Below are 21,526 nucleotides of genomic sequence, written 5' to 3'. Positions count from 1 at the left end.
TGACTCGGTCAGCGGAACTCGGCGAGCCGGGGCCGGACGCCGGCGACGGCGAGCAGCGCGATCGCGGCGACGGCGGCGGCCGGGACGGCGGTCCAGCCGCGCAGCCCGCCGTCGGCGGCGGCGATCGCGTCGTCGAACGCGTCCCGGTGCACCGACGTCAGCGCGTCCAGGGCGGCGTCGTAGGCGGCGAAGTCGTGCAGGGCGCCGGCGGTGCGGTCCATCCGCAGGGCGATGGCGGCGGCCCGGTCCCCCTCGGCCGTGCGCCGCCGGATCTCCTCGTCGGTCCGCTGGACCGCCAGGTACGCCTCCAGGGTCCGCTCCAGCGCGTCGGCCTCGCGCCCCCGCCGGGCGGCGCTCGCCGCGTCCCCGAAGAAGCCGAGGAACGGGACGTCCTGCCCGATGCCCGGCTCGTACGCGGAGAGCGCGCCCTGGAGCGCCGCGTAGTAGTTCTCCAGGTTCAGCGGACGGTCGCCCATGTCGGGGTAGACGACCGACAGCGACTTGTCGAGGTACACCTGGTCGTAGGTGTCGGCGCGGCCGGGGTCGAGCAGGAAGCGGCTCTCGTCGGCGAACGCGTTGTGGCTGATCGCGCGGGCCCGGGACAGCGCGAGGAGCGAGTCGAACCCGTCCTCCTTCGCCCGCTCGATGTGCCCGGCGTGCGCGGTCAGCAGCGCGGCGCCCACGGCGGTGAGCACGACCGTCCCGGCCGTCGCCAGGACGAGCGCGGGGTTCAGCAGGCGCCGGAACGTGCGCGCCAGGTAGACCTGGAGCGCGAGCAGAAGGCCCAGGGACGCCACGCCCAGCAGCAGCAGCCACGCCCTCCCTGCCAGGACGTCCGAACGTTCCGTCTCGTACGACATCTGGACGCTCGCGCCGCTGTCGAGCGTGATGTTGTACGCCTTCGGCAGGATCTCCAGCTTCATCAGGTCGGTCGCCTGCCGGTACGCGTCGACGACGTCCGGCGGCAGCTCCCCCGGCGGGTGCCCCGCCTGCTCGCTGAGCTGCAGCGCCCGGCCGACGAGCCGCTCGTACCGGCCGAGGCCGTCCAGGACGTCCTGGACGGTGCGGCGCAGCGCGGGGTCGCCGCCGGCAAGCTGCGCGGCCTGCACCGCCGCCGCGTCCGCCTGCGCCCGGCGGGCCTCGTAGATCCGCAGGCTCTCCGCCCGCCCGATGCCGAGGTCGTGGTCGTCGCCGATGAGCAGGACGTTCGACACCTGCGCGTCCATGTCGCTGAGCGCGAAGTACAGGGTGCCGGTGGCGACGACCTGCGGGCCCTCCTCGTGCCCGATCATCCGGACGGAGTCGCGGGCGTCGTCGACCGCGACGGCGAGCACCGCGAGCAGCCCCGCCTGCGCGAGCAGGACGAGCGCGAGCTGCAGGCGGATCCGCCCGGGGATCGTGCTGAGCGTCCGCTGCGTCCAGCCCGTCCGTGACGCCCCGGACGGCGCGGGCGGCGCAGGCCGCGTGGACGACGCGGACGGCTCGGACGGCTCGGCGGGTTCGCCGGGCGCGGGGTCGCGCGGGGGAGTGAGGGTCATGGCCCGCCCCGCCTGGTCAGCGTGATCGTCGTCCAGGCGCCCACGTGGATGCGGTCGCCGTCCCCGACGGGCACCGGCACCATCGCCTTCAGCGGCTCGACCTCGCCGTTCATGGTGGTGCCGTTGCGCGCGCCGTGGTCGGTGAGCGTCCAGGTGCCGTCCGCGCGCGCGTTGAGGACGGCGTGCAGGTGCGACACGCCGGGGTCGGCGGGCGGCTCGCCGAGGTCGATCGCCGGGGCGATGCCGCGGGACGCGCTGCGCCGCCCGATCCACACCTCGCCGTCGCGCAGCGGGATCCGGCGCTCGGGGCAGTACGGCGGGAACTCCAGGTCGGGCGCGTCGGGGCCCAGCTCGGCGATCACGGAGTTGTAGTAGGCGCGGTCGGCGTTGACCACGGCGACCCAGCCCTGCGGCGCGCTGACCGGCGGCCGCGGGCCCGGAATGCGCGGGATGCCCCGGTGGCCGGTGGACGCGTCGGGCTCCGGCCGCCGCGGATCCTCGAACCGCGTGCCGCAGCTCTCGCAGAACCGGGCGTCCGGGGTCCGCGCCGCCCCGCAGTTGCGGCAGAACCCGGCGATCGTGCTCGCGGGGATCGTCGCGTCCATCGGACGGCCGCACACGTCGCAGTACTCGGCGTCCTCGGACCGGTGACCGATCGGGCATACCGGCATGGCCTCAGCTCCCCGCCTCTCCCGGCGGCCCCGCCTGCTCGGCCCGGCCCGCCTCGTCCGATCGGCCGGATTGATCCGGTTCGCTGACATGATCTCTCGCCGGACCGGGCCGTGTCCGCACCGTCCTGACCGTCCGCACCGACCGGGTGTCGAGCGCCATCTCGTCCGCCTTCGCCACGCCCGACCGCAGCCGCACCGTCCCCGACTCGCCGTCCACCACCTCCACCACCCGGTCCAGCAGCCCCGCGATCTGTTCGTTCCCCACCTCGCGCGCCAGCACCACCGCCCGGCCGAGCCGCCGCGTCGCCGTCTCCTCGTCCCCGGCCCGGCGCGCCTCCAGCCCCTCCCGCACCGCCTCCGCCAGCTCCGACTGCCCCGTGTGGTGCGCGACCCGCCGGTTGATCCGGGTGGACCGCGCCTCGTCGTCCGTCCACTCGGCCAGCACGTTCCCGGACGCCAGCACCGCGCCGTCCGGCGCGACCAGCTTCACCCACGCCGCCCGCATCCGCTGCCCGATCCCGCCCGCCGGGACCCGCACGCACAGGTGGTACTCGCGCGCCTCGCTGCCCCACGCGCCCACCGGGTAGTCGCCCGTCCGCTCCCCGGACGCGACGCGGCGCGCCGTCAGGTCCTCGACCGCCGGGACCATCTGCTTCAGGAACCGCAGCTCGGCGGCCTGCGGCGTCCACACCCGCAGCGCCACGTCCGCGACCCGCTTGCCCATCGCGGCGCGCGCCATCGCCCGGAAGTCCGCCTCCAGGTCGGCCGGGTCGGGCACGTCCAGGAACCCGCCCAGCAGCGCCGACGCGATCTTGCGCAACTCCGCGACCTCCCAGTCCGTGCCGACGCCGCGCGCGTCGCACACGAACCGGCCCTCGCACTGCCGCAGCGCCGCGTCCAGCTCGTCCGCCGACTCGTGCTGGTTCTTGCCGTCCGTCAGCAGGATCGCGTGCCGCACCGCGCCGTCGTGCCCCGCCAGCAGCCGGTCCGCGAGCCGCAGCCACGACCCGATCGCCGTCCCGCCCGCCGCGTCCAGCCGCCGGACGGCGCGCGCCGCGCTCTGCCGCGTCCGCTCGTCCGCGCGCACCAGCCGCTCCCCCTGCGGGAAGATCATCCGGGGCCGGTTGGCGCCCGCGACGACCGCGAAGTGCACGCCGTCGCGCAGCACGTCGACCGCCGTGACCGCCGCCCGCTTCGCCGCCGCCATCTTGCCGCCGAACGACATCGACCCGGACGTGTCGATGACGATCACCTCGGCCGCCTCGGCGCCCGTCCCGGTGCCGGCCCCGCCGGGCGCCCGCGCCTCCACGGACACGATCGCGTGCATGTCCCGTCCGCCGTCCGGCAGGTACGGGTTCTGGTCGACGCTGATCCGGAACTCGGGAAGGTCGCTCATCGGGCGGGCTCCCTGGTCGGGGACGGGGGGCGGGGCGGAGGCGGCGCGGACGGCGACGGCGGCGCGGACGGCGAGGGCGGCGCGGGCGGCGAGGGCGTGGGGCGCGTCATCGGCTACAGCAGCGTTCTCGGGCGGACGGCGTTGGCCCGCTGGACCATCGCGTGCCGGACGTCCCACCCGTCCGCCAGCTTGGCGAGCAGCCGGTACGTCTCCTCCAGGCGCGCGCGCAGAGCGGGCTCTCGCAGCGGCGTCCCGAGCAGCCTCCGGCCGGACCGGAACCGCGCCGCGACCGACCCGGACCCGCCCGCGCCCGCCCGCACCCACGCCAGCGCCGCCTCCAGCACCTCCGCCGTGAACGCCGCGCGCCGCTCGGTGTCCAGCCGCAGCGACTCCAGCCGCCGCCCCGCCGCCAGCAGCGCCGCCGCCGACAGCGCGCCCGGCTCCCGGCCCCGCACCGTCGCCGCGACCGCCGCGAGCTGCGCCGCCAGGTAGTCGCTGGAGATGCGCGGCACCGCGTCCAGCACCCGCTCCGCGCCCGCCCGGTCCGCCGCCGCGAGCCGGACGCGCGCCAGCCCGAACGCCGCGCTGACGTGCGTCGGATCGGTCCGCCACACCGTCTCGTAGTAGGGCCCGGCGGCCGCCGCGTCGCCCCGGCACTCGTGGCAGAACGCCAGCGCCAGCTTCGGCGCCTGCTCGCCCGGCATCAGGTCGTACAGGCCGTTGAACGTGCGCGCCGCCGTCGCCGCGTCGCCGCCCGCCAGCGCCCGCACCCCCCGGTACCAGTCGACCCGCCAGTCGCCCGGCCGCTCCTCCTCGATCTCGTCGAGCAGGGCCGCCGCGCCGTCCGGGTCGCCCAGCCCGATCCGCGCGCGCGCCAGCGCCAGCTTCACCTCGGGCGACGCGACCGGCGCCGCGCTCAGCGCGGCCGCCAGGTCGCCCGGGTCGCGGGCGGTCAGCCCCGCGAGGAACGCCGACGCCGGATCCGCCGCCGGGACCAGCGGCGCGGGCAGCGCGGCCGCCGCCGCGGCCGGCTCCGGCACCCGCAGCACCCGCGCGGGCGCCGCGCCCCCCGGCCGCGCCGCCTCCACCTCCGCGCCCGCCGTGTACTGCTCGGGCCCGAACTCCGGCGACGGCGCCGGGCGCGGCCGTCCGTCCTCCGCCGACAGCACCTCGCGGAGCACCCCGGTCAGCTGGTCCGCCATCTCCGCCGCGCTCCGGAACCGGCGGGACGGGTCCGGGTGCGTCGCGCGCCGCAGCACCCGGTGGTACGACTCGTACCGCTCGAACAGCGGCACCTCGTGGCGCGGCGGCAGGCTCCGCAGGTGCCGCGCCGTGTACCCGCGGAACGGGAAGCTCAGCACCGCCAGCGTCCGGCCCACCGTGTAGAGGTCCGACGCGACCGACGGGCCCTGCGACGCCACCTCCGGCGCCTGGTAGCCCGGCGTGCCGAACACCGGCCCGTCCACGTCGAAAACCCGCCGCACCCCGCCGAGGTCGATCAGCTTCAGCTGCTCCTCCGACTGGATCGCGTTGTCGGGCTTGAAGTCGCAGTACAGCAGCCCCACCCCGTGCAGGTAGCCGAGCGCGCTCAGCACCTCCAGCCCGTACGCGATCACCTGCCCGAGCGGCAGCGCCGCGTCCTCGCCCTCCTCGTCGCGGCGGCTCAGCAGGATGTCCTTCAGCGACCGGCCGCCCACGTACTCCATCACGATGTAGCCGGAGTCGCCGTGCCGCACGAAGTTGTAGATCTTGACGATGTTGGGGTGCTCGACCTCCGCGAGGAACGCCCGCTCGGCCGCCGCCGCCGCGAGCGAATCCGCGTCCCCGGCGTCCAGCAGGCCCTTCAGCACCACCCACCGGCCGCTGACGTTGTGGTCGCGCGCCAGGTACACCCAGCCGAGCCCGCCGTGCGCCAGGCAGCCGAGCACCTCGTACTGCCCGCCGAGCAGATCCCCGGGGTGCAGCTTCGGCGTGAACGAGAACGCGTGCCCGCAGCGCGCGCAGAACCCCTCCGTGCGCCCCGGGCGCCCGTCGCGGCTCCGCCCCACCTGCTCCCCGCACCGGCTGCAGAACCGCCGGTTCTCCGGCACCACCGGGTCCCGCATGATGGCCGACGCCGGGTCGCGCGCCGGGACGGGCGGCACCTCCACCAGGCCGGCGCCCAGCATCCCGCGGCGCCCGGAGCCGCTCCCGCCCGACGACGCCCCCGAACCCAGCGTCCCGCCTGGCCCGTGCAGGGTGCGCGGCCCGCGCGCGCCGCCCGGCATCGTCGCCGCCGAGCCGAGGGACGAGCCGGAGGACGAGCCCGGCGTCGTCGCCGGGGCGGGCGCGGGCGCGGCGGACGGGGCGGATTCCGGGGGCGGCTCGTCCGGGGGCGCCATGCCGCAGACGTCGCAGAAGCCGTCCTCGTCCACGACGCCCGTACAGCCGGGCTGGGCGCACCGGATCATCGGGCGGCCTCACCCTCCCGGATCGTCCGCTGGTACTCCGCCAGCAGCGCCGTCGCCCGGCGCAGATCGCACGGCGCCGTCCACAGCACGTCCCGGGCCTCCTCGTACAGCGCGCCGAGCCGCTCGTCCTCCGCCAGCCCCAGCCGCGCCGCCTTCGCCCGGTACGCGTCGAGACGCCCCCGCAGCTCCGCCCGCCGGTCCAGCAGGCCCGTGCTCAGCCGCAGATCGCTGCGCGCCCGCTCCAGCGCGTCCTCCGCCGCCCGCTCCAGCTGCGCCACCCGCCCCGCCAGCTCCACCCAGCGGCCCGCCTCCCGCAGCCGCTCCAGCGCCGCCAGCCGGTCCCGCAGCCCCGCCGCCAGGTCCCGCGCCGGCTCCGGCAGCGTCGACGACCCGATCTTCAGCCGCACCGTCGCGTACGCCTCGGCCGCCTCCCCCTCGACCCGCTCGACCTCCGCGATCGACTCCGCGAGCTGCGCCGCCACCGCCTCGTAGCCGTCCCGCATCCGCGTGACGCCCGCCAGCTCGTCGGCCAGCGCCCGCAGCGTCCCGCACAGCCGGTCGAGCCGCGAGGTGTCCGCGCGGCCGTCCCGCACCAGCGACAGCGGATCGGTGCGCACCACCCGGCCCAGCGCCGTCAGCTCACGGCCCAGCCGGTCGAGCTCCGGATGCCGCGTGCCGTCCAGCGCGTGCGCCAGCTTCGCCGCGTCCCGCCACTGCGCCTCCGCCTCCTCCAGCGGCAGCAGCAGCGCCGACCACGCCGCGTCCGCCGCCGCGACCTCCCGCGCCACGAACGCGAACGCCTCCGACATCAGCGCCACCGCCTCGTCCAGCGAGACGCTCCGCTCGCGCGGCCCCAGCAGCGTCCGGTCCGCCAGCGGCACCTCGCCGTCCGGCAGCGGCACCGACGCGCCCGACAGCAGCCCCGACAGCTCCGCCAGCACCGCCACGTCCGCACCGGACGACCGGTCGCGCAGCCCCGCCGCCTCGTCCAGCACCCCCCGGTACGCCTCGAACAGCCGCCACAGCAGCGTCAGCCGCGCCCGCGCCGCCTCCCAGCGCCGGTACGTCTCCCCCGTCAGACGCGCGCCCTTCAGCAGCCGCAGCCCCTCGTGCCCCTCCAGATCGACCAGCGACGCCGAGATGCGGTCGCGTTCCGATTCGAGCCCGCGCAGGGCATGGTCGACCCCCTCCCGGCTCATGGGCGCGGCGGCCCCGGCCCCGCTCTCGTCCACGTCAGCCCCGCGTCTTCTCTAGGTCCCCGTGGGGGCGCGTCGCCCGCCCGTGCGTCTGGGAGCACGGATCGCACCAGGATCGGGCAGACACTCCCCATCAAGTGTGATCCGTGACACTAGGCGAGACAAGCTTCTTTCTCCACAGGCACCCTCCCGCGGCCCCACGGCTTCCGGCGTTCGAAAGCCGTGGCCGTACTCTTTCCACCGGGAACGTCATGGCGCAAGATGGCGTTACCCAGATGAGCCCCGACTGAAAGGAGCAGTGAGTCCGCAGTGTCGGACCCCAGTCATAGACCCGGTGCATCGTGGTAAGCGCTGTACTGGGTGTGCTCGCGGTGGTCGTCCTCACCGCCGCCACCGGCTATTTCGTCGCACAGGAATTCGCCTTCGTCGCCGCCGACCGCGCGACGCTCGAGCAGGCCGCCGCACGCGGCGACACCTCCGCCAAACGGGCCGTGAAGGTCATCGGCCGCGTGTCGTTCATGCTCTCCGGCGCCCAGCTGGGCATCACGATGACGACCCTCGTGGTCGGCTTCATCGCCAAACCGGCCCTCGCCGAACTCATCGAACCGCTCCTCGCCGTCACCGGAATCCCCGAAGGCGCCACCGGAGCGATCGCCCTCGCCACCGGATTCGTCCTCGCGACGCTCATCCAGATGCTCCTCGGCGAACTGTTCCCGAAGAACCTCGCGCTCGCCCGCGCCGAATCCCTGGCGCGCGCGCTGGCCGCGTCCACGCTCGTCTACCTGACGATCTTCGGGCCGCTGATCCGGCTGTTCGACCGTTCCGCCGAACGGCTCCTCCGCGCCCTCGGCGTCGAACCCGTCGAAGAACTGCACAGCGGCGCGACCCTGGAAGAACTCGGCGACATCATCGGCAAGTCGCACAGTTCCGGGCACCTGCCCGCCGACCTCTCCGGCCTCCTCGAACGCGCCCTGTCGTTCGGCGACCGGACGGCCGACGAGGTCATGGTGCCGAGGCCCCAGGTCCGCTCGATGGCCGCCGACGCCACCGCCGGGGACCTGGTCGCCCTCATCCGCGAGACCGGCCACAGCACCTACCCCGTCTACGGCACCGAGGTCGACGACATCGTCGGCGTCGCCGGCGTCCGCGAAGTCGCCGACGACGCCCTCGACCCCGCGACGCCCCTCGCCCGCATCGCCCGTCCCGCCCTGCTCGTCCCCGGCAGCCAGCCGCTGTACGGCGTCATCGAGCAGATGCGCGAGACCGGCGAGGAGTTCGCGTGCGTCGTCGACGAGTACGGCGGCCTCGCCGGCATCCTCACCTTCGAGGACGTCGCCGAGGAACTCGTCGGCGAGATCGCCGACGAGACCGACGCCCACGAGGACGCCCCGACGTCCGCGCCCGACGGCTCCTGGCTCGTCGACGCGGGCCTGCGCGTCGACGAGGTCTCCCGCCTCATCGGCCTCACCCTCCCCGAAGGCGACTCCTACGACACCCTCGGCGGACTCGTCATGGCCGAACTCCGCCGCCTCCCCACCCCCGGCGACCGCCTCACCCTCGACCTCGGCCTCCCGGCGACGCCCCGCGTCCCCGGCGACCGCGGCCGGGTCGAACTCGAGGTCGTCTCGATCGCGCGACGGGTGGCGCAGAAGGTGAAGATCAGCTTGGTGGGGGACGGGGAGGAGGCGCCGGTCGCCTCGGAGGCCGCGGGGGCCGGGGCTTCCGCGGGTGCTGCTCCTGCGGGTGCCGGGGCTCCTGCGGGCGACCGTCGTGAGGACGGTCGTCGGGAGGACGGTCGTCCGGGGACCGGGCGTCGGGAGGCCGTGAACCAGGAGGCCGCATGGACCCGCTGACCACCCTCCTGATCACCGTCCTGCTCCTCGCCGGCAACGGCTTCTTCGTCGCCGCCGAGTTCGCGCTCGTCGCCGCGGGCCGTCCCCAGCTCGAACGGGCCGCCGCCTCCGGCAGCCGGCCCGCCGTCGCGGCCCTCGCGGGCGTCCGCGAACTGTCGCTGATGCTCGCGGGCGCCCAGTTCGGCATCACGATGTGCTCGCTCGGCCTCGCCATCGTCACCGAACCCGCCTTCGAGCACTTCCTCGAACCGCCGCTGCACGCCCTCGGCGTCCCCGAAGCCGGATCGAAGGCGATCGCCCTCGCGTGCGCGCTCGCGGTCGTCACGTTCCTGCACATGGTCATCGGCGAGATGGCCCCCAAGTCCTGGGCGATCGCGCACCCCGAGAGGGCCGCGCTCATCCTCGCGCTCCCGTTCCGCGCGTTCGCGAAGGTCTCGCGTCCCGTCCTGGCGTCGCTCAACGCGACGACGAACGCCCTGCTGCGCCTCATCCGCGTCACGCCGAAGGACGAACTCGACGACCACACCGACCCGGCCCGGCTGAGCCACCTCCTCGGCGAATCCCGACGCCTCGGACTCATCGGCAGGCACGATCACGAACTCCTGCGCCGAGCCATCTCCGCGCGCGAGGTCACCGTGGGCCGCCTCGTCGTCCCCGCGACGTCCGTCACCACGATCGCCCCGGACGCGACCGCCGCACAGATCCGGCGCGTCGCCACCGCGAGCGGGCACAGCAGGCTGCTCGTCCGCGGGCCCGACGTCCCCGGCATCGTGCACGTCCGAGCGGCGATCACCGAACCGAACGGCGAACGCCGCGCCGCCGACCTCGCACATCCCGCGCCCGTCCTCACCGCCGAGACCACGGTCCTCGACGCCGTCAGCCGGCTCCGCCGAACCCGCGCCCCGCTCGCCGTCGTCAACGACGCCGAAGGAGAGTTCACGGGCATCGTCACCCTCGACGACCTGCTCGCCGAACTCCTCGCGACCAACCCGCACTGACCTCGTCCGTCCGTGAAGATCATCACGCGACCGCACTATCGGCGGATGTGAGACGTTAGACACGAGCAGAAGAGGAGAGAAACGGCCGCGAGGTCGATCGGGACGGGGATGGCGTCGGTGAACAAATCAACGAGCGAACCGGGGGACGAGGCCGTCCCCACGTACGTCCCCGAGTCCGAGATCCCCACGGCCGTATTCCCCCTACCGACCCCGGAGGCCCCCGAGGCTGCCCCGCCGGACGCCGAGCCAGCGCCCGGCGACACCGGCATCCCGATGCCCGCAACGGCCCCCGAGGACGCCGACACCGAGGCACCGGCCGTCACCGCCGAGGAAGAGGCCGGCGAGTCCGTTGACGCCGACGTCGAACCTTGGGACGACACCGACGACGCCCCGGCCGTCCCCGAAGCGGCGACGAACGTACCCGCGGCAACCGGCAGCCAGCCGGAGAACGCCCCCACGAGCGAACCAGCGGCCCCCAGCACGCCCGGCGCCACCCCGGCCCCGGAACGCGCACGCGAGCCCGCACGTGACGACACCGGCACCCCCAAGGCGGGACCGAGCATCAGCAAGGACGATCATCCCGCGACGACCTCGGAGAGCGTCGGCCTTCGCGAACACGACGCCCCCGAAGACCCGGGACTGCCGCACCACGAGACGACCGACACCACGAACACGGACGACAGCGACGCACAGACCCCACCCGTGGCGGCATCGACGGGTGTTGACCTTCGCACACCTGACGGCCCCGCAGATGCGCGAGCGCCCCACCACGGGACGTCCGGCACACCGTCGGCCGGGGAAGAGGCCATCGAGGCGGACGTCGAACCTTGGGAGGACGCCGACGACGGCGCGGCTGGCACCGGAGCGGCGGCTGACGTGCCTGCGGTGACCGGCGGGCAGCCGGAGGACGACACCGTGAGCGAGCCTGCGGTGCCCAGTGCGTCCGGCACCGGCCTGGTCCCGGAAGGTGTACGCGAGCCCGAACACGGCGACGCCGGTCCCGCACAGCCCGGAGAGGGCGCCGACGACGACCTGCCCTCGACCGGCTCGGAGATCGGCGACGCCGACGGCGACCGGGCGTCCGGCGGCACCGGCGACCACGGCGGCGGGGATGGGGGCTCGGGGGGCGCGGGTCACGGGCCCGGGGGGTTCGACGAGGGCGTCGAGCGGGTGTGCGCGGCGCTGATCGACGTCTACGAGCGGCTCGAGGAGTCGCCGCGCGGCGAGGGGACGGTCGGCTGGGCGGCCCAACTCGCGGCACTGCGAGCGTTCCGCGAGCGGCGGGTCGTCGGGGATTGGGATGCCCTCGCCCGGTTCGTCGTCGAATCGCGGGTTGAGACGGACGATGTCCGCATCGTGTCCGTGGCCGGTGAGGCACACGTGGCGGCGGCCGTCCGGGAGGTCGTGGACGGCATGCTCGCGGGCGGCGAGCGGGCCCTCGTGCTGGCTCCGACGGCGCTGCAGGCGGCCGCGGTGCTGCGCGCGTTCGAGGACGACGCCGGGGTGTTCGCGCTGGCCGTGGACACCGAGCCGGGGGACGCGCCGCCCGAGCCGCCCCGCAAGCCGCCGGCGCGGCCGAAGCCGCCGACGGGGACCGTCGAGTTCAAGCGGGTGCCGGACGTCACGCGGGCGCAGGAGCTGCCGGTGCCGTCCGCGCCGGAGACGTGGGTGCGCGGCGCGGTGCTGCGGGCGGCCGGGGCGGCGTGGCGGCAGTCGTGGGAGACGGAGCTGCGGATGCTCCGGCGCGGGTTGATGTGGCTGGAGCAGTGGCCGCGCGACCACGCGACGCTCGAGTCGGTGCGGGCCGCGGACGTGCGGCGGCGGGAGGCGTTCGAGGCGGAGCGGGCGGCGCTGGTCGAGGCGATCGAGGAGGCGCGGGGCGCGGCGGAGGTCGCGGCGGGCGCGGCGGCCGAGGCGTCGGCGGAGGCCGAGCGGCTGGACGTCGAGCAGCGTGCGGCCGAGGCGGAACTGGCGGGCCCCCGGGCGGAGGCGGAGCGGCTGCAGGCCGTCGCGGACACGGCGTCCGCGCAGGCCGGGGAGCTGACCCGCGTGGCGGACGCGGCGCACGCGCGGTGCACGGAGCTCTCCCAGCGGGCGCAGGTCGCCCAGGGCGAGATGCAGGCGGCGCGGCAGACGGAGGAGTCGCTGGCCGACGAGTTGCAGCGGGCGCGGGAGGCGCTGCCGGCGGCGGTCCGCGAAGCCGAACGGGCGGTGGCGGCGGACGCGGACGCGGCGGCGGAGGGGCACGCGAGCTACTACCGGCTGGTGTCGGCGGAGTCGGCCCTGTCGGCGATGCAGAAGAAGATGTCGCTGGGTCAGCGGCTGCACGTGGCGTCGCCGCCGTCCGGGCTGCGGAGCATGCGCGCCGAGGTGAAGGCGCGGCGGCGGGAGGCGGACGAGGCGGCGAAGCGGGCGGCGGAGGCCAAGCACGCGGCGGAGGAGGCCGACCGGCTGCGGCGCGGGCTCGACCAGTTCGTCACCGACGGGAGTGCCCGGATCGGGGCGGCGCGGGAGGCGCAGCAGCGGCTCGGCGAGGAGCTCGCCTGGCTCGCGACGGAGCGGGAGCGCGCGGACGCCGACCATCGTGAGCAGGCGCGTCTCGCGGCGGAGGCGGTGCATCGCGCGACGGAGGCGGGGCTGGAGGCCCGGGTCGCGAAGCAGGCCGCGCGGAAGATCGAGGAGCGTGCGGAGGCGGCGCGGGCCGCGCGGGAGGAGGCCCTCGCCGTGGCCGAGCGGGAGGGCGCGGCCGCCGAGGAGGCGGCGCGGCGCGCGGCGGAGGCGTCGGCCGAGCTGGAGCGCCGCTCCACGGAGACGCAGGACGAGTTCACCGCGCGTGACGCCGAACTGCAGGCCGCCGAGGAAGCGGAGGCGCGCGCGCGGGAGCACGTCGAGGAGATCTGCGGTTCCGACCCGTCGGTCGAGCCGGACGCGATCGCCGCGCACCAGTCCCGCGCGATGGCCCGCATCGAGGAGCTCACCGCGTACCTGGACGGCCGCGCCCCCGAAGGCGACGTCCTCCTGCGCACCGCCGACGTGGTCGTCGGGACGCCCGTCGCCGCGGGCCTCGCGCTGGACGACGCCGAGTTCGACGCGCTGATCACCGCGGGCGACGTCCGGGACGCGGACTTCCTCGTCGGCGCCGTCCGCACCCACCGCTGGGTCCTGGTCGGCCCGACCGGCGCGACGCCGCCCGCCCACCGCGAGTACGCCGGCGAGGAGCCCGCCGACCGCCTGACCCGCGGTCCGCTCAACCGGGCCGCCGCCACGCCCCGCGCCCCGCACCCCGAAGACGCGACGCCGGAGGACGCGGCGTCCGTGGACGTGCCGCCCGGCGAACCTGCGTCCGGCGAACCGGCGTCCGAGGACGCGCCCAACGCGGATACGCCACTGGACGACTCGGCGGTGAAGGACCCGAGGGACGTCACCTTCGGGGACGCCCCGTCCAACGACGAGACCCGCACGGACGCGACCCCCGACGAACCGACGGCGGCAGACCCCGCCCCCGAGGTCCCGACGCCTGAAGACGCGACGCTCGCAGACGCGACCCGCACGGACGCGGCTCCCGAGGACCCGGCTCCCGAAGACGCGACGCTCGCGGATGCGACGGCCCACGACCTGACGTTCGCGGACGAGACCCGCGTGGACACGACGCCCGAACACTCGACACCCGACGAACCGACCCTCGCGGACGAGACCCGCGTGGACGCAATGCCCGACGACGCGACGACCGACGAACCGTCCACGACCGGCCGCGGCGCGGGAACGTCCCACCCCGACGCCGCGATCCCCGACGAACCGTCCACGACCGGCCGCGGCGCGGGGACGTCCCACCCCGACGCGGCAACCCCCGACGAACCGTCCACGACCGGCCGCGGCGCGGGGACGTCCCACCCCGACGCGGCGACGCCCGGCGACGACGACGGGGCCCGGTAACGCGAACCGCCCGAGGAGCGGGCGGGCGTCCTCGGGCGGGGTCGGGCGGCCGGCGGGGCCGGGCGGGCGGTCAGTCGTCGTCGCCCACGAACAGGTTCAGCACCCAGCCGACGACGCCGACGACGATCGCGCCCCAGAAGGCGGGCCAGAAGCCGTCGACGTGGAAGGGGAGTTCGAGGCGCGCGGCGACCTCGCTGGTCAGCCAGAGCAGCAGCGCGTTGACGACGAGGCCGATGAGGCCGAGGGTCAGCACGTAGAAGGCGCAGCCCAACGTCTTGACGATCGGCTTGATGATCGCGTTGACGATGCCGAAGACGACGGCGACGCCGAGGAGGGTCAGCGCACGTCCGCCGGCGGTGTCGCCGACGCCCGAGACGCCCTGGACGGTGATGCCGTGGATCAGCGCGGTGGCGGCCCACAGGGCGACCGCGGTGATGCCCACCTTGAGAAGAATGCGCACATCACCAGGGTGCGCGGCCGACCCCGGGGCCGCCATCAGTCCGTGCGGGGATTCTGCGGGGTGCGTCGGTCACCGTCAGGTAGGAGACGGCCTCATTCGTTCCGGTCGAAGAAGGGCGACGCGGCGGACGGCCCCCGGCCGGCGGGGGCGGGCGCGGGGCGCGGCGGCCACACCTGGGGGCCGGGGCGGCCGGGCTGCCGCCCGGCGGACGGCGCCGCGCCCTCGCCCTGGCGGACGCGCGCGAGTTCGCGCTCGAGGCGCCGCTTCTCCATCTCGAGGGTGGTGAGCGATTCCTCGTGCTCCTCGCGCAGGTCGCGCAGGTCGCGGCGGGCGCGCAGGATGCGTCCGGCGCCCATGAACGTGAACATCATGCCGATGACGAAGACGGCCGCGACGGCGGCTCCGGCGACGAACACCTGCCATTCGTTGCCGACGCCGGGCACGTCCTGGCCGAAGACGACCAGTCCGGCGGGGTCGGTGTTGGCGAGCAGGACGCCCGCTCCGACCGTGATCGCCGCCGCTACCAGGAGGAATCCGACGAAAACCATGTGCAGAGCTCCTCTGCTGTGACTCCGGAGGGGGTACGGAGGAAACCCACCATGCCAGACACCCCCCAGCGAGTACCGAAAAATCAGCATTCGCCCGAATCGGGTTCCGCCCCCCTCGCCCCGGGTACCCATCGAGAACGCCGAGGCCGCCCGCGCGCGCCCGCGCGACACCCGAAACACCGGATCACCCACAGGAAACCCGGAGGACGACCATGCCCCTGCAGGCCATCGTGTTCGACCTGGACGGGGTCCTGATCGACTCCGAGCCCGTCTGGGAGGACGTCCGGCGGGCCTACGTCGCCGACCTCGGCGGGCGCTGGCTGCCGGACACGCAGGAGCGGCTGATGGGCATGAGCACCGACGAGTGGGCCGAGTACATCGCGTCCGACCTGGTCGGCGGGGTGTCCGCGGACGACGTCGCGTACGCGGTGATCGACCGGATGTCGCAGCGGTACGCCGAGCACATGCCCGTCCTGCCGGGCGCGCAGGACGCCGTCCGCCGGATGGCCGCGATCCGTCCGCTGGGCCTCGCCAGCTCGTCCCCGCGCGCGTTGATCGACCTCGTCCTCGGACGGCTCGGCGTCGACGCGCTGTTCCCCGCGACCGTCTCCACCGAGGAGGTCGACCGGGGCAAACCGGCACCGGACGGCTACCTGATGGTCGCCGCGCAGCTCGGGGTGCCCGCGGAGGCGTGCGTCGCGATCGAGGACTCGTCCAACGGCCTGCGCTCCGCGCACGCCGCCGGGATGCGGGTGATCGCGATCCCGCGGCCCGCGCACCCGCCCGCGCCGGACGCCCTGGCGCTCGCCGCGCACGTCGCGGACGGCCTCGACGACCTGACCGCGGAGGTTATCCACAAGGTGGCGAAGTGACGCGACGTGTCGGCGGCGGCTCCTAGTATGGGCGAATGTCCTCCCCCGAGACTCCCGAGTCCTTCGTGACGGACGAGATCGACGAGACGTTGCGGCGCGTGTTCGGCTACGACACGTTCCGGGACGGCCAGCGCGACATCGTCGAGCACGTGGTCTCCGGCGGGGACGCGCTGGTCCTGATGCCGACGGGCGGCGGGAAGTCGCTGTGCTACCAGATCCCGGCGCTGGTCCGGAAGGGCACCGGCATCGTGATCTCCCCGCTGATCGCCCTCATGCAGGACCAGGTGGACGCCCTGCGCGCCCTCGGCGTCCGCGCGGGCTTCCTCAACTCCACCCAGGACCTGGACGAGCGCCGCATCGTCGAGGCGCAGTTCGTGCAGGGCGAGCTCGACCTGCTCTACCTCGCGCCCGAGCGGCTGCGGCTCCCCGCGACCGTCGAGCTGCTCGACCGCGGCGACGTCTCGCTGTTCGCGATCGACGAGGCGCACTGCGTGTCGCAGTGGGGGCACGACTTCCGGCCCGACTACCTGATGCTGTCCGGGCTGCACGAACGCTGGCCCGACGTCCCGCGCATCGCCCTCACCGCGACGGCGACCGAGGCGACCCGCGCCGAGATCGCGTCCCGGCTCGACCTCGAACGGGCGAAGCACTTCGTCGCGAGCTTCGACCGTCCGAACATCCAGTACCGCATCGAGCCGAAGACCGACGCGAAACGCCAGCTCCTGCGGCTCCTGCAGACCGAGCACCAGGGCGACGCGGGCATCGTGTACTGCCTGTCGCGCAACTCGGTGGAGAAGCACGCGCAGTTCCTCACCGACAACGGCATCGAGGCCGTCCCGTACCACGCGGGGCTGGACGCCGAGACGCGCGCGGCGAACCAGTCCCGGTTCCTGCGGGAGGACGGGCTCGTCGTCGTCGCGACGATCGCGTTCGGCATGGGCATCGACAAACCGGACGTCCGGTTCGTCGCCCACCTCGACCTGCCCAAGTCCGTCGAGGGCTACTACCAGGAGACCGGACGCGCGGGCCGCGACGGGCTCCCGTCCACGGCCTGGCTCGCCTACGGCCTGCAGGACGTCGTCAACCTGCGCAAGATGATCGACTCCGGGGAGGGCGACGCGGCGTTCCGGCGCCGGCAGGCCGCCCACCTCGACGCGATGCTCGCGCTGTGCGAGACGCCCGGGTGCCGCCGCGTCCAGCTGCTGAACTACTTCGGGCAGGACGCCGAACCGTGCGGCAACTGCGACACGTGCATCACCCCGCCCGAGACCTGGGACGCGACCGTCCCGGCCCAGAAGGTGCTCTCGACGGTCGTGCGGCTCGACCGGGAGCGGCGGCAGAAGTTCGGCGCCGGGCACGTCATCGACATCCTGGTCGGGAAGAAGAACGCGAAGATCATCCAGTTCGACCACGACTCCCTGAAGACGTTCGGGATCGGCACCGAGCTCCGCGACGTCGAATGGCGCGGCGTCGTCCGGCAGCTCCTCGCCCAGGGGCTGATCGCCGTCGAGAGCAACCACGGGACGCTCGTCCTCACCGACGCGAGCGCCGAGGTGCTGCGCGGCGGCCGCCAGGTGATGATGCGCCGCGAACCCGAACGGACCGCCGCGAAGGCCGCCAAGTCCGCGAAGGACCGCAAGGCGCCCGTCGAGCTGCCCGCCGAGGCCGCACCGCTCTTCGAGCGGCTCCGCGCCTGGCGCGCCGCGACCGCGAAGGAACAGGGCGTCCCGGCCTACGTGATCTTCCACGACGCCACGCTCCGCGAGATCGCCACCGTGCACCCCACGACCCTCGCCGAACTCGGCGGCGTGAGCGGCGTCGGCGAGAACAAGCTGGCGAAGTACGGCGACCAGGTCCTCGAAACCCTCGCCGCCACCGACTGACCCCCTCCCGCACACGCTCACCGCCCGCCGCCTGCCGTCTGCCGCCTGCCGCCCGGCGCCTGCCGCCCGCCGCCCGGCCGACGTCCATCGGGCGGGGCTCGTCCATGCGCGTGGCGCGCAATCGGGTGTGCGTCTTTCGTTGCCCGCGTCAGGGGCCGCCTCCCGCGGGCGCACCTAGCTTCCTCCGCATGACCCACCTCACGCGCGCGCAGGCGCGCCGTCGACGGTTCCTCGCGGGCGCGGCGGGCGCCGCGCTGCTGTCCGTCGTGCCCGCTCTGTCACCCGTCCCGGCCATCGCCGCGCCGTCCTTCGCGCCCGCCGACACCGGCGCGCGCATCGTCGACCAGACCTGGCTGGACGACCGCACGTTCGACGTCACCATCGACACGCCGAGCCTCGCGCAGCAGGTCAAGACGCGGATCATCGTCCCGGAGAGCTGGACGCCGGACGCCGCGCGCACCTGGCCCGTCGTGTACGCGTACCACGGGGGCCGCGACAACTACGTGTCGTGGACGCGCAGCACCGACATCGAGCGGTACGCCGCGCCCCACGACGTCATGGTCGTCATGCCCGAAGCCGCCAACGGCGCGTACACCGACTGGTACAACGGCGGCGAGGGCGGACCGCCGATGTGGGAGACGTTCCACACCGTCGAGGTCCTCCAGCTCATGGAGCGCAACTTCCACGCCGGGACGACCCGCGCCGCGATGGGCATCTCGTCGGGTGCGGGCGGCGCGATGACGTACGCGGGCCGCCGTCCCGGGATCTTCCGGTACATCGCCGCGTCCAGCGGCGTGATGCACATGACGATGCCGGGCGTCCCCACCATGCTCGTCCTGACGCAGGCGCTCTACACCGAGACCGAGGACGCCACGGACGTCTGGGGCATTCCGGGCGTCCATGACGCGAACTGGCTCGCGCACGACCCGTGGGTGCTCGCCCGGAACCTGCGCGGCGTCGGCCTGTTCGTGTCGAGCGGCCGCACCGGCCTGCCCGGCCCGCACGACCGTCCGGCACCCGGCGAGGAGGAGTCGGTGCAGGTGCAGGAGGTCATCTGCGGCCGCACCACCGAGTCGTTCCTGCGCCGCCTCGACCTCCTCGACATCCCCGTCACGTCCCACGTCTACGACGACGGCTGGCACAACTGGGAGGCGTGGCGCCCCGAGATGGACCGCTACTGGGAGCCGATGATGCGGGCCATCGGCGCCTGACCCCGCCCCGGCCGGCCGGGCCCTTGGACGCCGGACGTCCGAGGGCCCGGCGGTCGTTCACCGCACCAGGCCGGTGTGCCGCCACAGCGCGCGGCCCGGGCCCTGCACGAGGCCCAGCTCCTCCAGGAACGGCATGATCTTCGCGCCCATCCACAGGAGCGTCTCCCGATGGTGCGGGTTCGCGAGGGCGATCGACCGGCCCTCCGCCGGTTCGAGCCCGACGCACCGGTAGACCTCGGGGTCGATCATGAAGCCGATCGGGGCGGTCGCCGTCAGCGCCGCGGTGAGCCGGTGCGCCGCCAGCCGCGCCCGGCCGAGTCCCCGCATGCTGCGGACGATCTCCTCCCGGGCGAACCGGACGTGCCGGGCCTCCTCGATCACGTGGATGCGGCTGACGTCCCGGACGAGCGGCTGCACGCGCGAATCGTCCATGATCGCGCGCTGCATGCGGTCGAAGACCTCCTCGCCGACGAGGAACGTCGCCCACATCGCCGGCCCGGACCCGATCGCCTTGTACAGCCGCCCGCCCCGGTGGACGATCGCGGGCAGCCGCGTGCGCGGCGCGCCGAGCCGGTCGAGGAGCCGGCCGAACATCACCGAATGCCGCGTCTCGTCACCGACCTCGGTCAGCGCGAACTGGGCGTGCGCGCTGCGCGGATCGAGGTCGTAGACGAACCTCATGAACAGCTGCATCAGCGACACTTCGAGCCACACGCCGACGTACGTCATGCTCGCCAGCTCGTGCCGCGACAGTTCGATGCGCTGCTCGTCGTCGAGCCGCCGCCACACGTCCGTCCCGTACAGGGACACGCGTTCGGGCGGCAGGAAGTACCTGCCCGGCTCCAGCGGGGCGTTCCAGTCGATCTCCGCACCGGGATCGAACGACGCCTTGGCCGCCGAACGCAGCAGCCGCCGCGCGGTGGCCTCCCGTTCCTTCACCTTCATCGCCGCTCCAGCAGACGGGAAATGGACGGACCAACCGTCCCCCCGCCGCGGAGCGGCGGCCATATTCGCCCGGCGCGTGCGGCCGCATCCGCTTTTGCGTCCTACTCATATACGGTCACGGCGACCCCCCGTTCGGCGAGCCGCCGTTCGACCAGAGGCTCCACCCGCTCCCAGCGGCCGCCCGCGAGCCCGCACCCGATCCGCGGCATGTGGACGCTCGCCGACAGTTCCAGCGCCTTCGCGCCGAGCGACTCCAGCGCCCGGTCGAGCGCGTCGTACCGGATCGGCGGCCCGTTCCGGCTGGGCCGGATCCCCCGCTGCGCGACCATGTTGGCCACCCACACGTACCGCTCCACCTGCACGTACTGGACGGCGCCCAGCCCGAAGTCGTTCTTCGCGCGCCCGCGATGCCACTCCCGGTACCGCGCCTCCGGCTCCTTCCACCGCCGCGACACCGCGAGGACGAACCCCTTCCCCCAGCCCCCGAGGTCGTTGCACACGTGCGCGACGATCTTCACGCCCTTCGCCTGCGGCGAGGTCGCGTCCCCCTTGACGTACCGGACACCCACAGCCGCACCGTAACCGCGGCGTCGGACACTCTCGAAACGGTTTTCACCCCGAAAGCAGCCGGACGAGGTCGAGTTCGTCGCCGTGCACGTCGGCGAGCCACGCGTCGTGGACGTACTCGAACCGCAGCGTCTCCGTGTCGAGCACCCCGATGCTCCCGGGCATGACCTCCTGCCGCGGATTGCAGGGCTCGCCGCGCTTCGCCTTCGGCTCCACCAGCTGCCCCAGGCAGTACGACACCGTCGCCCCGTACCGTCGCGGCCCGTTCTCGTGGTGGTAGTGACCGCTCACGTGCATGCGCGGCTGCAGCCGTTCGATGAGCGCGGTCATCTTCGCCGACCCCTGCACGGCGCCCCGGTAGCTCGACATCGCGTAGGGCCCGTCATGCGTGACGAGCACGTCGACGGTCCCGGGCTCCACGTCGAGGAGCTTCGCGTAGGCGTCGGCGTCGTAGTCCATGGTGTCCGTCTCGATCAGCCCCAGGAACGCGAACGTCAGGCCCGCCACGTCCACGATCGTCCCGCACGGCACATGGACGAACGCGCCCAGCGGGTCCACGGACCCCTGCATGCCGTCGAGCCACGCGTGGTCCTCGTGGTTCCCGCTCACGAACAGGACGGGCGGGATCCGCGCCAGCGCCAGCCGGACGCCCTCGGCGATCTCCGGCGTGGGCTCCAGCAGCCGGAAGAAGTCGTGCTGCGCGGGATGGCCGGCCCCGAACCGCTGCGACGCCTCGTCCCACCGGTCCGGCGAGGGGAACGCCCCGAGGTCCCCCACCTGGACGACCGCGTCGAGCCCCCCGCGCGCCTCCGCGAGCCGCGCGACGGCCCCCAGCGCGTGCAGCACGCACCCGTGCACGTCCCCAACGAACGCGATCTTCATCCCGCCTCCGATCTCCGATCCCAGCATCGAAACGGGAACCCCCGCCCGTCCGCAACACCCGGCGGGGATCGCGGGAGGGCCGACGCGCGGACGCCCCGGCCGTCCCCGGTCAGGCCGGGGACG

General features: G+C 74.5%; 16 protein-coding genes. 6 read left to right on the top strand and 10 right to left on the bottom strand.

The window, feature by feature from the left end:
• Nucleotides 1-8: 8 nt before the first annotated feature.
• The 5 genes from AB0L25_RS26580 to AB0L25_RS26560 form a co-directional block, all read right to left on the bottom strand.
• Nucleotides 9-1,538, bottom strand: coding sequence for a GlnX family signal transduction membrane protein (locus tag AB0L25_RS26580; RefSeq protein ID WP_500175407.1), 1,530 nt, complete (start codon nucleotides 1,536-1,538; stop codon nucleotides 9-11).
• A complete protein-coding gene (locus AB0L25_RS26575; RefSeq protein ID WP_500175406.1) occupies nucleotides 1,535-2,209 on the bottom strand; it encodes an FHA domain-containing protein in 675 nt (224 codons plus the stop codon). The genes AB0L25_RS26580 and AB0L25_RS26575 overlap by 4 nt, the downstream gene beginning before the upstream one ends.
• Before the next feature lie 4 nt (nucleotides 2,210-2,213).
• The gene (locus AB0L25_RS26570; protein WP_500175405.1) at nucleotides 2,214-3,605 is read right to left on the bottom strand and encodes a vWA domain-containing protein; all 1,392 of its coding nucleotides are present in this window, start codon (nucleotides 3,603-3,605) and stop codon (nucleotides 2,214-2,216) included.
• 113 nt (nucleotides 3,606-3,718) lie between these two features.
• A complete protein-coding gene (locus AB0L25_RS26565) occupies nucleotides 3,719-6,055 on the bottom strand; it encodes a serine/threonine-protein kinase (RefSeq protein WP_500175404.1) in 2,337 nt (778 codons plus the stop codon).
• Complete coding sequence (locus AB0L25_RS26560) at nucleotides 6,052-7,287, bottom strand: hypothetical protein (protein WP_500175403.1); 1,236 nt, start codon at nucleotides 7,285-7,287, stop codon at nucleotides 6,052-6,054. Before AB0L25_RS26560 ends, AB0L25_RS26565 begins: the two co-directional genes overlap by 4 nt.
• Nucleotides 7,288-7,592: 305 nt before the next feature.
• Here AB0L25_RS26560 and AB0L25_RS26555 point away from each other — a divergent pair, with 305 nt between their 5' ends.
• From AB0L25_RS26555 to AB0L25_RS26545, 3 genes are all read left to right on the top strand, one after another.
• A complete protein-coding gene (locus tag AB0L25_RS26555) occupies nucleotides 7,593-9,104 on the top strand; it encodes a hemolysin family protein (RefSeq protein ID WP_500175402.1) in 1,512 nt (503 codons plus the stop codon).
• Entirely contained in the window at nucleotides 9,092-10,102 is a 1,011-nt protein-coding gene (locus AB0L25_RS26550; RefSeq protein ID WP_500175401.1) for a hemolysin family protein, read from the top strand. The genes AB0L25_RS26555 and AB0L25_RS26550 overlap by 13 nt, the downstream gene beginning before the upstream one ends.
• Nucleotides 10,103-10,219: 117 nt before the next feature.
• Complete coding sequence (locus tag AB0L25_RS26545) at nucleotides 10,220-14,035, top strand: hypothetical protein (RefSeq protein WP_500175400.1); 3,816 nt, start codon at nucleotides 10,220-10,222, stop codon at nucleotides 14,033-14,035.
• 70 nt (nucleotides 14,036-14,105) lie between these two features.
• On the opposite strand, the gene AB0L25_RS26540 is transcribed toward AB0L25_RS26545, so the two are convergent.
• Both AB0L25_RS26540 and AB0L25_RS26535 read right to left on the bottom strand, forming a co-directional pair.
• Nucleotides 14,106-14,495 carry a phage holin family protein gene (locus tag AB0L25_RS26540; protein ID WP_500175399.1) on the bottom strand — a complete coding sequence of 130 codons (390 nt, stop codon included), beginning with the start codon at nucleotides 14,493-14,495 and terminating at the stop codon, nucleotides 14,106-14,108.
• Between the two features lie 92 nt (nucleotides 14,496-14,587).
• Complete coding sequence (locus AB0L25_RS26535) at nucleotides 14,588-15,043, bottom strand: hypothetical protein (RefSeq protein WP_500175398.1); 456 nt, start codon at nucleotides 15,041-15,043, stop codon at nucleotides 14,588-14,590.
• 212 nt (nucleotides 15,044-15,255) lie between these two features.
• Here AB0L25_RS26535 and AB0L25_RS26530 point away from each other — a divergent pair, with 212 nt between their 5' ends.
• The 3 genes from AB0L25_RS26530 to AB0L25_RS26520 all read left to right on the top strand — a co-directional run bounded on the left by AB0L25_RS26530 (nucleotide 15,256) and on the right by AB0L25_RS26520 (nucleotide 19,009).
• Nucleotides 15,256-15,915 (top strand): HAD family hydrolase, encoded by a 660-nt coding sequence (locus AB0L25_RS26530; RefSeq protein WP_500175397.1) that lies wholly within the window; start codon nucleotides 15,256-15,258, stop codon nucleotides 15,913-15,915.
• Between the two features lie 35 nt (nucleotides 15,916-15,950).
• Nucleotides 15,951-17,798 (top strand): DNA helicase RecQ, encoded by a 1,848-nt coding sequence (gene recQ / locus AB0L25_RS26525; protein WP_500175396.1) that lies wholly within the window; start codon nucleotides 15,951-15,953, stop codon nucleotides 17,796-17,798.
• A gap of 188 nt (nucleotides 17,799-17,986) precedes the next feature.
• Complete coding sequence (locus AB0L25_RS26520; protein WP_500175395.1) at nucleotides 17,987-19,009, top strand: alpha/beta hydrolase; 1,023 nt, start codon at nucleotides 17,987-17,989, stop codon at nucleotides 19,007-19,009.
• Between the two features lie 57 nt (nucleotides 19,010-19,066).
• Here the strand turns inward: AB0L25_RS26520 and AB0L25_RS26515 are convergent, their stop codons facing one another.
• The 3 genes from AB0L25_RS26515 to AB0L25_RS26505 all read right to left on the bottom strand — a co-directional run bounded on the left by AB0L25_RS26515 (nucleotide 19,067) and on the right by AB0L25_RS26505 (nucleotide 21,403).
• Nucleotides 19,067-19,954, bottom strand: a complete 888-nt coding sequence (locus AB0L25_RS26515) for an AurF N-oxygenase family protein (RefSeq protein ID WP_500175394.1) — start codon at nucleotides 19,952-19,954, stop codon at nucleotides 19,067-19,069.
• A 101-nt stretch (nucleotides 19,955-20,055) separates the two neighbouring features.
• On the bottom strand, nucleotides 20,056-20,523 hold the full coding sequence (locus tag AB0L25_RS26510) for a macro domain-containing protein (RefSeq protein WP_500175393.1): 468 nt from the start codon (nucleotides 20,521-20,523) through the stop codon (nucleotides 20,056-20,058).
• Between the two features lie 43 nt (nucleotides 20,524-20,566).
• Complete coding sequence (locus tag AB0L25_RS26505) at nucleotides 20,567-21,403, bottom strand: metallophosphoesterase family protein (RefSeq protein ID WP_500175392.1); 837 nt, start codon at nucleotides 21,401-21,403, stop codon at nucleotides 20,567-20,569.
• Nucleotides 21,404-21,526 lie beyond the last annotated feature (123 nt).

Source organism: Spirillospora sp. NPDC052242, assembly GCF_040679555.1.
Lineage (GTDB): Bacteria > Actinomycetota > Actinomycetes > Streptosporangiales > Streptosporangiaceae > Spirillospora.
This window is presented reverse-complemented; position numbering and strand designations above follow the sequence as displayed.